General features: G+C 62.4%; 13 protein-coding genes. 8 read left to right on the forward strand and 5 right to left on the reverse strand.

All coding sequences use genetic code 11. From position 1 onward, the window contains the following. The first annotated feature begins 43 nt into the window (after positions 1 to 43). The gene (locus J7573_RS01350) at positions 44 to 769 is read left to right on the forward strand and encodes a tellurite resistance TerB family protein (RefSeq protein WP_294324388.1); all 726 of its coding nucleotides are present in this window, start codon (positions 44 to 46) and stop codon (positions 767 to 769) included. A 213-nt stretch (positions 770 to 982) separates the two neighbouring features. On the opposite strand, the gene J7573_RS01360 is transcribed toward J7573_RS01350, so the two are convergent. Further along, entirely contained in the window at positions 983 to 1,387 is a 405-nt protein-coding gene (locus J7573_RS01360; protein ID WP_294324391.1) for a DUF6632 domain-containing protein, read from the reverse strand. 71 nt (positions 1,388 to 1,458) lie between these two features. Continuing rightward, positions 1,459 to 1,971, reverse strand: coding sequence for a ProQ/FinO family protein (locus J7573_RS01365; protein WP_294324836.1), 513 nt, complete (start codon positions 1,969 to 1,971; stop codon positions 1,459 to 1,461). 213 nt (positions 1,972 to 2,184) lie between these two features. Here J7573_RS01365 and glsB point away from each other — a divergent pair, with 213 nt between their 5' ends. Next, entirely contained in the window at positions 2,185 to 3,093 is a 909-nt protein-coding gene (glsB, locus tag J7573_RS01370) for a glutaminase B (RefSeq protein ID WP_294324394.1), read from the forward strand. Here glsB and J7573_RS01375 read toward each other — a convergent pair whose 3' ends face one another. Beyond that, complete coding sequence (locus tag J7573_RS01375) at positions 3,094 to 3,219, reverse strand: hypothetical protein (RefSeq protein ID WP_294324397.1); 126 nt, start codon at positions 3,217 to 3,219, stop codon at positions 3,094 to 3,096. It abuts the gene before it with no gap. A gap of 83 nt (positions 3,220 to 3,302) precedes the next feature. On the opposite strand from J7573_RS01375, the gene J7573_RS01380 reads away from it, so the two are divergent. The 5 genes from J7573_RS01380 to J7573_RS01400 all read left to right on the forward strand — a co-directional run bounded on the left by J7573_RS01380 (position 3,303) and on the right by J7573_RS01400 (position 8,712). Then, on the forward strand, positions 3,303 to 3,959 hold the full coding sequence (locus J7573_RS01380; RefSeq protein WP_294324399.1) for a Bax inhibitor-1 family protein: 657 nt from the start codon (positions 3,303 to 3,305) through the stop codon (positions 3,957 to 3,959). A gap of 192 nt (positions 3,960 to 4,151) precedes the next feature. Further along, a complete protein-coding gene (locus tag J7573_RS01385) occupies positions 4,152 to 5,315 on the forward strand; it encodes an AAA family ATPase (protein WP_294324402.1) in 1,164 nt (387 codons plus the stop codon). A gap of 111 nt (positions 5,316 to 5,426) precedes the next feature. Then, complete coding sequence (locus tag J7573_RS01390; protein ID WP_294324405.1) at positions 5,427 to 7,127, forward strand: FAD-dependent monooxygenase; 1,701 nt, start codon at positions 5,427 to 5,429, stop codon at positions 7,125 to 7,127. A gap of 11 nt (positions 7,128 to 7,138) precedes the next feature. Beyond that, positions 7,139 to 7,321 carry a DUF2783 domain-containing protein gene (locus J7573_RS01395; RefSeq protein WP_294324408.1) on the forward strand — a complete coding sequence of 61 codons (183 nt, stop codon included), beginning with the start codon at positions 7,139 to 7,141 and terminating at the stop codon, positions 7,319 to 7,321. A gap of 44 nt (positions 7,322 to 7,365) precedes the next feature. After that, entirely contained in the window at positions 7,366 to 8,712 is a 1,347-nt protein-coding gene (locus J7573_RS01400; protein WP_294324410.1) for an MFS transporter, read from the forward strand. Between the two features lie 408 nt (positions 8,713 to 9,120). On the opposite strand, the gene J7573_RS01405 is transcribed toward J7573_RS01400, so the two are convergent. Together J7573_RS01405 and J7573_RS01410 are read right to left on the reverse strand one after the other, a co-directional pair. Beyond that, entirely contained in the window at positions 9,121 to 10,512 is a 1,392-nt protein-coding gene (locus J7573_RS01405; protein ID WP_294324413.1) for an amino acid permease, read from the reverse strand. 80 nt (positions 10,513 to 10,592) lie between these two features. Beyond that, complete coding sequence (locus J7573_RS01410) at positions 10,593 to 11,417, reverse strand: phytanoyl-CoA dioxygenase family protein (RefSeq protein WP_294324416.1); 825 nt, start codon at positions 11,415 to 11,417, stop codon at positions 10,593 to 10,595. Positions 11,418 to 11,632: 215 nt separating this feature from the next. Here J7573_RS01410 and J7573_RS01415 point away from each other — a divergent pair, with 215 nt between their 5' ends. After that, positions 11,633 to 12,541 (forward strand): LysR family transcriptional regulator, encoded by a 909-nt coding sequence (locus J7573_RS01415; RefSeq protein ID WP_294324419.1) that lies wholly within the window; start codon positions 11,633 to 11,635, stop codon positions 12,539 to 12,541. The last annotated feature ends 153 nt before the right edge of the window (positions 12,542 to 12,694 follow it).

A 12,694-nucleotide genomic window follows, 5' to 3' on the forward strand; every position in this document is an offset into this window, starting at 1 on the left:
TCGTTGCTTGTCTGGGCATCGACTACCGCTCGAGGTTAGCGCCATGAACACCAGTGACTTACTCGAACAGCTACTTCGCGCCGGGCAGAGCTCGCAAGCGCAGCAAGGCAGCGGCGGCATGTCAACGCAAGACGGCCTGGGTGGTTTGGGTGGCTTGCTGGGCGGCCTGCTTGGCGGCGGTAGTGCAACGGGTGGCGGCGATGGCCTGGGTGGTCTGCTGGGCGGCTTGTTGGGTGGCGGTAGCGCTAGCAGCGCTGGCGGCGCTCCCCAGGGGCGCGCCGCGGGTGGCATCAATTACGCGGCCCTGGCGTCGCTGGGCATGATGGCGTTCCAGGCCTATCAGAGCTGGCAGCGCAGCCAGGCGGCAGCCCCGCAACAGGCGGTGCGTACAGTCGACCAATTGTCCGGCCCCGAGGCCGAGGATCACAGCCACGCCATCTTGCGCGCGCTGATTGCCGCTGCCAAGGCTGACGGTCGCATCGACGAGCAGGAAGAACAGCTGATCTACGCGGAAATCAAACGCCAGGCCGACGACCCGCAACTGCAGCAATGGCTGGATGAAGAAGTCAGCAAGCCACTCGACGCAGCCGAGGTGGCGCGGTCGGCCAAGGACCCGGCCATGGCGGCGGAAATGTACCTGGCCAGCGTGATGCTGGTGGATGACCAGCAGGATGCAGAGCGGGCCTACCTGGATGAACTGGCCAGCGCGCTGCAGATCGATCCGACATTGCAGGTGCACCTGGAACAGCAGGCCAAGGGGGCTGCGTGACGGGCTGACCTTCTGCCGCTGCTCACCTCAGCGGGAGTTGCGTGCCTGCAAGGGGATGCCGGAACAACAGCAGCTTCGGTGGCATCGTGTTCGACAGCACCACCGGGCATGATTTGTTTGGATGCATCGTTATTTCCCTATGTATTCGGCCTCAGAAGGCGCCGAGCCGTGCATCGATACCGGCCTGCCTGGCCAGTGCAATCAGGCCTGAGCTCAGTGCCCACTGTGTGTCCGCGGCCGAGCGGTCCGTTTGGAACGGGGCGTCAAGATGGCCAAGGCGATTGCCACGATGAAGAGCGCTGGCACGTCGCCTGCCAAGTGCCCCATTTGCCCCGGCTGGGTGACTGCCTGGACAGCCATGATTGCGCCATGTACGGCGCTGGACCACACGGTGAACCAGATCAGGCTCAGATTGGCCAATGGATCACGTGCGGCCAGGATCAAGCACACGCCGAGCGTCGCGTAGATGCCAACGATCATCATCGGGTAGTCGGAGTGGCCGATGTGCCAGGCCCAGCCGGACGGCCAGAACACCATGAGGGGATAGAGAGCCAGGCACGCGAAGCCAGCCAGGACGAGAACGACGCGCAAATACCTGAGGCGATCGACCAAGGTCATGACGGGCTCCTCTAGATACGCCAGGCCCTGCACCCGCCATCTGAATGCTGCAGGGCCAAGCGTGGCTGGACTCAGTCTGCGGTTTGCTCCACTGCGGCCTCGGCGACAGGGGCCGGGGCGGCCGCTTTTGCCTTCGCACGGTCCTTACGGCCTTTGCCGCGCTGCCGTGAAGCTTGCTGCTTGGCATACAGCGCCTGGCCGGCGGTGACAACGCCTGCGGGCTGGCCATTCAGGTCAAGGCGCGGTGCGTTCTCCACCATGCTTGCCCAGTAGCGATTGCCCCGGCACCAGGTCGAGATGCCCAGCTTGAGCTGTTCACTGGTGATGCCCAGCAGCTCCAGGTGTTGCTCGGCATCCTTGAAGATGCCCTCTTTGAGCGGCACCTTGGGGGCCGGGTTGACCGGGAAGGCCAACGGGAAATGCTTCTGCAGTGGCCAGATCGCTTCTACCGCCGGGTCCTGCTCACGCGCCTTGGCCTGCGGGGCGGGCTTGCGCTTGGCAGGGCGCGGGGTTTCGGCCTTTGCCTGCTGCTCTTTTTCAGACCGCAGGCGGTCACGTAACTCAGCTAGTTGTTCAAAACCCATCGTTAATTCACTGCTTCTACGTTGATTGCGTGGCGCAAGGATAAGCCATGCAGCGCTTGGGAGCAGCAGAAAGAGGATGAATCGCTGCGATTTATGCCGATACGGCATGCTCACCTGCATCATTTTGGTGCAAACCTGTGATCTGCCCGGCTTGATTATCGTCACAAACGCGACCCCCTCGCTGTCGTCCGGGGACTGATGACAAGGCCTTCCATGCAAACGCTGTTGAACGAGATTCTCGACCAAGTTCGCCCCTTGATCGGCAAGGGCAAAGTCGCTGACTACATTCCTGCGCTGGCCGACGTACCAGCGCAGCAGCTGGGCATCGCCGTGTATGGCAACGATGGCAGCTACTACTGCGCAGGCGACGCCCTGGTGCCGTTTTCGGTGCAGAGCATTTCCAAGGTGTTCAGCCTGGTCCAGGCGATTGGCCACTCCGGTGAAGCCATCTGGCAGCGCCTGGGCCACGAGCCCTCGGGCCAGCCGTTCAACTCGCTGGTGCAGCTGGAGTTCGAGCGCGGGCGCCCGCGCAATCCCTTCATCAATGCCGGTGCGTTGGTCATCTGCGACATCAACCAGTCGCGCTTTGCCGCGCCGACGTTGTCGATGCGCGATTTTGTCCGTCGGTTGTCGGGCAACCCGCACATCGCGATCGATGCCCGCGTCGCCGATTCGGAATACCAGTTCCGTGCGCGCAACGCGGCCATGGCTTACCTGATGCAGTCGTTCGGCAACTTCCACAACGAAGTCGAGACGGTGCTGCGCAGCTACTTCAGCTACTGCGCGCTGCAAATGAGTTGCCTGGACCTGGCCCGAGCGTTCTGCTTCCTGGCCAACGACGGGTTCTGCAAGCACAGCGGCGAGCAGGTCCTGAGCCGGCGCCAGACCCAACAGGTGAACTCGATCATGGCCACCAGTGGCCTTTACGACGAGGCCGGCAATTTCGCCTACCGCGTGGGGTTGCCCGGCAAGAGCGGCGTGGGCGGCGGGATCGTTGCCATCGTGCCGGGGCAATTTACCGTCTGCGTGTGGTCGCCGGAGCTGAATGCGGCGGGCAACTCCCTTGCAGGCATGGCAGCGCTGGAGCTGCTCAGTTCACGGATTGGATGGTCGGTGTTCTGATCAGGCTACCTGTATTTGCGTGAGCACCAGCACATCGGCTTGCGCCAGTCCCTGCTCAGGGCTGGCATCGGCGGGCGGCATGACCTGGCTGGTCTCTTCAATAGTGATACAGCCATGTGCAATCATGGTGGCTCATCGACAAGGACAGCGTGCCCCACCTCCGTCGACTTTGTCGTGACACGGACATTCAGCAAGGGAAAGCCCAGCACATGATTGAAAACGATACCTTCAACCGGGTCGGGACTAACCACCAGATCTCGGCCAACACCTACAACCTCATACTCGGTGCCGTGCTGCTGTGGGGTTTTGCGGTGAACTGGTACCTGGTCACCACGGTACCGGCCGAAGTCATTCTGGCCATCCCCCCGATACTGTTCTACGTTGGCTACTTCGTCCTGGCGATGTCCGGCGTCGCCCTCCTCTCAGGCTCGCAGGAGCCGATGTACAGCTTCCTAGGCTACAACCTGATCGTGCTGCCGATCGGCCTGCTGCTGGTGGTGGTGCTGCCCAGGTACTCGCACGAGCACATCATCCAGGCGGTGCAGACCACCATCCTGCTCACGGCGGGGATGATGATACTGGGGACCCTGTTCCCGGCATTCTTCAAACGGATCGCGTCGTCACTGTGCATCGCCCTGCTGGTGTCGATCATCGTCGAACTGGGCCAGGCGTTCTTTTTCGGCACCCACCTGGCGGCCATGGACTACATCGTCGCCGCGATCTTCTGCGGTTACATCGGCGTGGACTGGGGGCGTGCCAACCAGATCGAGCGCACCGTCGACAATGCGATCGACAGTGCCGCTGCGTTGTACCTGGACATCATCAACCTGTTCCTGCGCATCCTGCGGATCATGGCCAAGAAGTAACAAGCGCCAGCTTCTTAAACAGCCTCAGGCCTGCGCTGTTCCTGTGGGAGCCGCGCTTGTCGTGACGACGAACCGCGACGATGGGCCGCAATGCGGCCCCGACAACCCTGGCCCCTGCGCGCTGTTCAGCGGTAGTAACGCCGCCCCGGTTCCGCCACAATCGGTCACTCAGTTCAAGCTGGGACGCTCCGCATGCTCACCACCCTCGCCATCGGCAACTACCGCTCGATCAACCACCTCGTGTTGCCACTGGGCCAACTCAACCTGGTGACGGGTGCCAACGGCAGCGGTAAATCCAATCTCTACAAGGCCCTGCGCCTGCTCGCCGAAACCGCCCAGGGCGGTGTGATCGAAGCCCTCGCCCGTGAAGGCGGACTGGATTCGACCTGGTGGGCCGGGCCTGAGATGAGTGCACGCATGAAGCGCGGTGAGGTGCCCATCCAAGGCCAGCATCCGAGCGAGGTCAAACGCCTGCGCCTGGGGTTTGCCACTGAGGATTTCGGCTTTGCCATCTCGCTCGGCCTGCCGATTCCCCTGCCCTACCCCAGCGCCTTCATGCTCGACCCCGAGATCAAGAGTGAAGCCATCTGGGGCGCCGGCGCCTACCGGCCGGCTTCCTTGCTGGTAGAGCGCAGGAATGCCATGGTACGTGCCCGGGAGGGCAATAGCTGGGCGGTGCTCGATCAGCATGCCGACAGTTGTGAGAGCTTCTTCAACATCGTCGGCCGCCCCCGCCAGGCGCCAGAGATCGGCGAGCTACGGGCATTCATCAACAGCTGGCGGTTCTACGACCACTTCCGCATCGACCGCGACGCCCCCTGCCGCCAGCCCCAGCTGGGCACCCGCTCGCCCGTGCTGCACCACGATGGCCGCAACCTCGCTTCGGCGCTGCAGACCATCATCGAGATCGGTGAGGTGGAAGACCTCGTCGCCGCGCTGGAAGACGCATTCCCCGGTAGCCGCCTGGAGATCGATGCGCCACCGGGCGGCCTGTTCAGCGTGCGGCTGCACCAGCACGGGCTGCTGCGCCCGCTGGGTGGCGCCGAGTTGTCGGACGGCACGCTGCGCTACCTGTTGCTGATGGCCGCGCTGCTGACGCCACGGCCGCCGTCGCTCATGGTGCTGAACGAACCGGAAACCAGCCTGCATGCCGACCTGCTCCCGGCCCTGGCGCGGCTGATCATCCGCGCCTCGCAACGTAGCCAGGTGTGGGTGGTGTCGCACAGCAGGCCACTGATCGAGGCGTTGACCGCGTGTGAGGGGTGCAATGTGCTGGAGCTGGAAAAACACCAGGGGCAGACGCAGTTGCGTGGGGTTGGCTTGCTGGATGAGCCGCTATGGCGGTGGGTGGACTGAGCCACGAATGACGCCACCGCATTGTCCCCTACAGGGGACATCGCACCCTGCCACCTCAAGTACAGTCATCTGCACACCTGAATACCTACAAGAATTAGGATGTGCACCGCCATGCATCACCCCCACAGCGCGCCGCGTCGCTCTCTCTATTTCAACTACCAGGTCTTCCCCGCCCACACCGCCAGCGTCGGCGCTGCCCGCCCTGAGCGCAAACCGGTGGTGGTGGCAGGTGCCGGCCCGATCGGCCTGACCACGGCCCTGGACCTGGCCCGCCATGGCATCGCCTGCGTGGTGCTGGCTGCAGAGCGGCAAGTGAGTGAAGGCAGCCGGGCAATCGTGTTCACCCGCCGCTCTATGGAAATCCTGCAACAGGTGGGTGTCGCAGGCCGTGTCAGCGAACTTGGCTTGCCGTGGAGCTGTGGCAATTCGTTCTACCGCAACCGGCTGGTGTTCCGTATGGAGAACCCACACGCCCCAGACGACCGCTTCGCGCCCATGACCAACCTGCAACAGCCCTGCCTGGAGCAGTTTCTGGTCGAGGCCGCCGAGGCCAACCCGCTGATCGAGTTGCGCTGGGGCAATCGCGTGACCGGTTTGACCCAGCATGACGATTTCGCCCGCCTGGTCATCGACACCCCCGCCGGTAACTACGAACTGGACGCTGACTGGGTAGTGGCTGCAGACGGCGCCCGCTCGACACTGCGCACGCTGCTCGATCTGAAACTTGAAGGCACCGCCTACGAAGGCCGCTTCGTGATCGCCGACATCAAGATCGACCTCGGCCTGCCCACCGAGCGCCTGGCCTACTTCGACCCAGCCTGGAACCCAGGCAACACCGTGTTGATGCATCGCGAACCGGGTGACATCTGGCGCATCGACTACCAGCTGCCGCCAGGCGAAACTGCGGAACAGGCGTTGCAGCCAGAGTCCTTGCGCGAACGCATCAATGCCCAGCTGCAGATGATGGGTGTAGAAGACCCGCAGTGGGAAATGGACTGGAGCTCGGTCTATTCGGCCCGTGCCCTGACCCTGCCGGACTACATTCACCAGCGCGTGATATTTGCGGGCGACGCGGCCCACCTGTTGCCGATCTTCGGCGTGCGAGGTGCCAATACCGGCTTCCAGGATTGCCATGGCCTGGTGTGGAAGCTGGCCCTGACCCTGAAGGGCCTGGCCGGCACCAAGCTGTTGCCGTCCTACTCCAGCGAACGCGTGAGTGCCGCGCGGGAAATCATCAGCGAGGCTGGCAAGAGCACCCGTTTCATGGCGCCACCCACGGCGGGCTACCGCCTGGTACGCGATGCGGTGTTGTCGTTGTCGCTGACCCAGGCGTTCGTCCGGCCGTTGTACCACTGGCGCACCTCCCGGCCGCACGACTATGCCGACTCGGTGCTCAACTGTGCGGCTGACGACAACTCACGTTTCACGGCCGGGCCGCGCAATGGCGCCCCGCTGCTGAATATCCGGCTGGCCGAGGACGACTACCTGTTCGACCGCCTGGGCGCCAGCTTCTACCTGCTGAGCTTCACCGACAGCGATTGCATTCCGAGCGACCTGGTCGAGCAAGTGAAGGCCATTCGCAGCAGCGGCGTGCCTTTGGAGATCATCGCGATTGCACGAAACGCCCAAGCCGCTATCAGTGGTGCAGACCAGTTGATCGACGACGCTAGCGGTCACATGGCCGCCAAATATGGCATCACCCGCCACGGCGCCTATCTGGTGCGCCCGGACCAGCACATCTGCGCCCGCTGGCTGCAGCTGTCGGCTGCACAACTGCACACCGCCGTCGACACCGCCCTGGGCAAACACTGAGAGGAAGCGCCATGAACACCCTGACCGCAGCAGACCTGGAAGTGGTTTACGACGTACTGGCAGAGGCCCTGGACCAGGCCACGCCGGCCAAGGCCGAGCTGTTCCTGACCAAGCTGGCCTTGCTCAGCGCCCATGCCCTCGGCGATGCCCAGGCCTTCACTGCGCTGACCCAGTCGGCGCTACACGACTTGTAAGCCCTGCCGTTGCCGCTTAAACCAATAATAATCAGGCGCCCCCCATGCACCCGAACACTGCTCCCCTTGCCACGCTAGAAACCGCCAACAGCCCCCGGCACGCCGTGATGCGCAAAGTCTCCAGGCGCCTGCTCGGCTTTCTGTTCCTGTGCTTTGTGCTGTCGTTTCTCGACCGCATCAACATCGGCTTCGCCGGCCTGACCATGATGGGCGACCTGGGCCTGAGCAGCACCCAGTTCGGCATGGCCACCACACTGTTCTACATCGCCTACGTCGCCTGTGGCATCCCCAGCAACATGGCCTTGGCCCGGGTTGGCGCACGCAGATGGATTGGCAGCCTGATGATCGCCTGGGGGCTGGCCTCGACCGCGACCCTGTTCGCGACCGATGCCAGCAGCCTGTACCTGTTGCGGATGCTGGTCGGTATCACCGAAGCCGGCTTCCTGCCTGGCGTGCTGTTGTACCTGACGTTCTGGTTCCCGGCGGCGTACCGGGCACGCGCCAATGCGCTGTTCATGATCGCCATGCCGTTTACCGCAGGCTTCGGCTCGGCACTCTCGGGGCTGATACTGAGCCTGGATGGAGTGTGGGGGCTGCACGGCTGGCAGTGGCTGTTCCTGCTCGAAGGCATGCCTTCGGTGGTCATGGGGTTTGTGGTGTTCGGCTACCTGAACGACACGCCAACCCAGGCCCACTGGCTGAGCCCGGAAGAGAAGCAACAGCTGCAGCAGGCCCTGGTCGCCGATAAACCGCCTGCAACCCGTACCGAAAAAGATGAGCCCGGCAGCCTGCTGCGCGAAATGCTCTCGCCCACCGTGCTGCTGTTCAGCCTGGTGTACTTCTGCCTGGTCAACACGCTGGCGATGATCGCCGTCTGGACGCCGCTCATCATCAAGAGCATCAGTGCCGTCGGCAGCAGCAACAGCACCATTGGCTTTCTGGCGATGATCCCGCAGGCGTGCACCATCATCGGCATGGTGATGTGGGGGCTGCATTCCGACCGCAGCCAGGAGCGCCGATGGCACCTGGTGCTGCCGATGCTGATGGCCGCTGCCGGCTGGCTGTTCGCGGCCTATGCCGGCAACCCGCTGGTGCAGCTGTGCGGGATCTGCATGGCGGCCACCGGGTCCTACACCGCCATGTCGATTTTCTGGACGACCCCGGACCAGGCGCTGTCGTTCAAGGCACGGGCCATTGGCATTGCGGTGATCAATGCGTTCGGCAATATCGGTTCGGCGCTGAACCCGCTGGTGGTTGGCTGGCTCAAGGACCTGACCCAAAGCTTCACAGCCGGGATCGTGTATGCCACGGCGTTGCTGGTGATGGGGGCGCTGTTGACCTTCCTGCTGCCACTGCGCTCGGCTACATCGGTCTCCAAGCCTGCGCAGTAAGAGCGAACACCGAGTCGGATTCTTCGCGGGTGAACCCGCTCCCACAAGTACTGCAGCTGCCTTCAAGGCTGCGGTGATCCTGTGGGAGCGGGCATGCCCGCGAACACCGGCGTAGCCGGTGCCATGCACCGTGTTGGATTCTTCGCGGGCTCGCCCGCTCCCACAGGTACTGCGGCTGCCTTCAAGACTGTGGTGACCCTGTGGGAGCGGGCATGCCCGCGAACACCGGCGTAGCCGGTGCCATGCACCGTGTTGGATTCTTCGCGGGCTCGCCCGCTCCCACAGGTACTGCAGCTGCCTTCAAGACTGTGGTGACTCTGTGGGAGCGAGTTTACTCGCGAACACCGGCGTAGCCGGTGCCATACACCGTGTTGGATTCTTCGCGGGTGAACCCGCCCCCACCGTACCTCAAGCGCTCGCGGACACTGGCCGTGGCACACGCACGCCCCACAACCAGTAACCCAGGGAGAGCAGGACCAACCAGCCAACCCCGACATATAGGGCGGTGCGGCTGGCCGGGAACCAACCCAGCACGCCAAAGATGAACACCATGAACGCAATCGCGCAGGCTGGGCCCACTGGCCACAGCGGCACCCGATAATCCAGTGCCGCCGCCTCCTCCTTGCTCATGCCCCGACGCATCGCCACTTGCGACAGCAGGATCATCAACCAGACCCAGACAATCGAGAAGGTGACCACCGCAGCCAGCACCAGGAACAAATCTTCCGGCACCAGGTAGTTCAATACCACGCCCAACAGCAGCGCCACGCCCATGACCGCAACGGTCATCCATGGCACACCAAACCGCGACAGCGCGGCAAAGCCCGCAGGCGCCTGGCCGTTCTGTGCCATGCCATACATCATGCGCCCAGCGCTGAAAATATCGCTGTTGATCGCCGACACAGCCGCAGAAATCACCACGATGTTCAACACCGTTGCTGCTGAACTGATGCCCAGACCACTGAAGATCTGCACGAACGGGCTACCGTGGCTGCCAATGCTGGTCCACGGGTAAATGGCCATGAGCACGAACAGGGTCAGGATGTAGAACAGCAGGATGCGCAGCGGCACCGAGTTGATGGCCTTCGGCAACACCCGCTTCGGGTCCCTGGCCTCGCCTGCGGTGATGCCGATCATCTCGACCCCGCCAAAGGCGAACATCACCACCGTAAAGGAAGCGATCATCCCCCCGATGCCATTAGGGAAGAACCCGCCATGGCTCCAGAGATTCGAGACGCTGGCCACCGTGCCTGCATCGTTGTTCAGCTGAATACCCATTAGCAGCACCGCCGCCCCGGCCACGATCATGGCAATGATGGCGGTCACCTTGAGCAACGACAGCCAGAACTCCATCTCGCCGAACACTTTCACGCTGCACAGGTTCAGTGCCCCGATGAAGAACACGATCCCCAGCACCCAGATCCACGCGGGTGTGTCCGGGAACCACAGCCCCATGTAGACGCCAAAGGCCGTCACGTCTGCCAGGCACACCACCAGCATTGAAAACGCATAACTCCAACCTGTCAGAAAACCCAGGTAGCGCCCCAGATATTGGCTGGCATAGTGGCCGAACGAACCGGACACCGGGTTATGCACCGCCATTTCGCCAAGGGCGCGCATCATCATGTAGATGGCCGCGCCCCCGATCAGGTAAGCCAGCAGCACCGAAGGCCCTGCCAGTTTTATCGCCGATGCCGAGCCATAAAACAGCCCCGTACCGATAGCAGAACCTAACGCCATGAAACGAATATGCCGGGTCGACAGCCCCCGCTTGAGCTGGTGTGAGGATTGAGCGTTCATAGATACCTTCTTGATCTTATTATCAGGTCCGCACAACGCAGATGCCGTGCGGTTTCATCAGGCACGCATCACTTCAATCATCAAGCCCTTGGCCACAGCACCGGGAACAGTTCATGGTCCATCGGCGCACCGCTGGCCAGTTGCGTTTCCAGCCCGGGGAACTGTGGCGAGGTTTTCCACTGGCGCGGCGCGTGGGTAATGTCATCGCCCAGGAAGCGCACCGAGAAAGCACGACGCCGGCGATTGCCACCGACACCACCCGAGGCGTGCAAGGTCAGCATGTGGAAGAACACCGCGTCGCCTGGGGAGAGTTCCCAACCGAGGATGTTCCAGGCGCTGCGATCGGCTTCGATATCCGGCAAGTCCGCCAGGCTGCCCTCCGGGAACCATTGCGCCTGGCTGTCGAGGAAACTGCGCGGCATCAGCCACGGCCCAAGGTGCGAGCCACCGACAAACTCCAGGGTGGACTCCCGCGCAACAGGATCGATGGGCATCCACATGCTGCAGTTCTGCCGCCCGTCGATGTTGTAATACGGCTGGTCCTGGTGCCAGGGCGTGCGCTGGCGCGTGTTGGGTTCCTTGACCAGCAGGTGATCGTGATAAAGCCGGGCTGTTTCGCTGTTCATGAGTTGAGCTGCAACACTGCCTACCCGGCTTTCCAGGATGAACTGGCGATAGGCCGAAATATCGCGCCAGTTGCAGAAGTCTTCGAAAAACCAACCCGGGTCATCCGGGCGGCTGGCCACTTTGGCGCGTTCGCTGGGGGCTTTCAGGTTCTGTTCGATGCCGGTTTCGAGCAGTGCAACTTCTTCCGGCGTGAACAGGTTACGCACACAAACGGCACCATCACGCTGAAACGCCTCGATGGTTTCATTATCCAGTTGAAATTCAGCAGACTGTTTCATGAAGCACCCTTTAGTCTTTTTATTGGGGCCGGCGCATACAAGTTGCCCTGTACTTCTTGCGCCAAGTAAAAACAAGGCAACAAACTGGGTGCACCGCCTATTTCACTTAACGGGCGATCTGGTTTTTAACTGAAGTAAGCAAGGTGCAAGGCGAGTATTGCTTTTCGGCACCAATAGGAAAAGAATATATTTCCTAATTTTGAGTATAGGAAAACATGATAGGGTTCTCCTTCAGGCAGCTCGAGTACTTCGTCGCCGTGGCCGAACATGGCAGCATCAGCGCTGCAGCCAGAGCCCGGCACGTCTCACAGCCCTCGGTTTCGGTGGCGATAGCCCAACTTGAAGAAGCGCTGAACGAACGCCTTTTCCGCCGCCAGGTCAGCCGCGGGCTGGAGCTGACGTCAGCCGGCACCCGCTTGCTGGCCCAGGCCCGCGAAATCATCGGCATGGCCATCGCCATGAATCAAAATGCCGACCCCACCCAAGGCACGCTGCGCGGCAACCTGTCGCTGATCTGCTTTCAAGACCTGGGCCCTTACTACGCGCCGCGCCTGCTATCGAGCTTTCGCAAGCAGTACCCCGAGGTCGAGGTGACGCTGTTCGAGACCGACCTGGCAGGCGTACACCGCCACCTGAGCGCCGGCAAAGCCGAACTCGCGCTGACGTATGACATCGGCCTCGACCCCACGATGCCGCGCCAGGTACTGGCTGAGTTGAAACCCTACGCGCTGATCGCCGTCGACCATCGGCTGGCCCACCTGGCCGAGATACCACTGCATGAGCTGGCGCAAGAGTGCGTGATCCTGGAAGACATTGCACAAACCCGTGAGTATTTTCTCTCACTGTTCTGGGCGCATAACCTGCAACCACGTACCCAGCAATACACCCAGACCTTCGAGATGCAAAGAGGCCTGGTTGCCCACGGCTACGGCGTCGCCCTGTCCTGCACTCGCCCTGCGGGTGATCACTGCTATGACGGTACGCCGCTGCTATGCCGGCCACTGCTGGAGGACGTATCACCGCAGAAAGTAGTACTGGCACAGTCAGGCGCCATGCATCCGTCGCCGGTAGCGGAGGCGTTCAAGGCTTGGGTCACCCGGGAGATATCGGCCCAGACAACCTGAGCAGCCTCAGCACCGCACTCAATGCCGGCGCAATACTTGTAGGAGCGGCCTTGTGTCGCGAAAGGGCCGCAAAGCGGCCCCATTCACCTAACTCACAGCATCAGTGTTCTACCCGCAAACACCACACACCCAGCTCCATATACCGCGCACCTT

This window comes from Pseudomonas sp., assembly GCF_017744435.1.
Classification (GTDB): domain Bacteria; phylum Pseudomonadota; class Gammaproteobacteria; order Pseudomonadales; family Pseudomonadaceae; genus Aquipseudomonas.

Excerpts from the sequence above, each read along its gene's own strand:
- J7573_RS01360 (WP_294324391.1), bottom strand. The coding sequence starts at position 1,387 with ATGACCTTGGTCGATCGCCTCAGGTATTTGCGCGTCGTTCTCGTCCTG.
- J7573_RS01410 (WP_294324416.1), bottom strand. The coding sequence starts at position 11,417 with ATGAAACAGTCTGCTGAATTTCAACTGGATAATGAAACCATCGAGGCG.
- J7573_RS01395 (WP_294324408.1), top strand. The coding sequence starts at position 7,139 with ATGAACACCCTGACCGCAGCAGACCTGGAAGTGGTTTACGACGTACTG.
- J7573_RS01415 (WP_294324419.1), top strand. The coding sequence starts at position 11,633 with ATGATAGGGTTCTCCTTCAGGCAGCTCGAGTACTTCGTCGCCGTGGCC.
- J7573_RS01380 (WP_294324399.1), top strand. The coding sequence starts at position 3,303 with ATGATTGAAAACGATACCTTCAACCGGGTCGGGACTAACCACCAGATC.
- J7573_RS01365 (WP_294324836.1), bottom strand. The coding sequence starts at position 1,971 with ATGGGTTTTGAACAACTAGCTGAGTTACGTGACCGCCTGCGGTCTGAA.
- glsB (WP_294324394.1), top strand. The coding sequence starts at position 2,185 with ATGCAAACGCTGTTGAACGAGATTCTCGACCAAGTTCGCCCCTTGATC.
- J7573_RS01400 (WP_294324410.1), top strand. The coding sequence starts at position 7,366 with ATGCACCCGAACACTGCTCCCCTTGCCACGCTAGAAACCGCCAACAGC.
- J7573_RS01375 (WP_294324397.1), bottom strand. The coding sequence starts at position 3,219 with ATGATTGCACATGGCTGTATCACTATTGAAGAGACCAGCCAGGTCATG.
- J7573_RS01350 (WP_294324388.1), top strand. The coding sequence starts at position 44 with ATGAACACCAGTGACTTACTCGAACAGCTACTTCGCGCCGGGCAGAGC.
- J7573_RS01385 (WP_294324402.1), top strand. The coding sequence starts at position 4,152 with ATGCTCACCACCCTCGCCATCGGCAACTACCGCTCGATCAACCACCTC.
- J7573_RS01405 (WP_294324413.1), bottom strand. The coding sequence starts at position 10,512 with ATGAACGCTCAATCCTCACACCAGCTCAAGCGGGGGCTGTCGACCCGG.
- J7573_RS01390 (WP_294324405.1), top strand. The coding sequence starts at position 5,427 with ATGCATCACCCCCACAGCGCGCCGCGTCGCTCTCTCTATTTCAACTAC.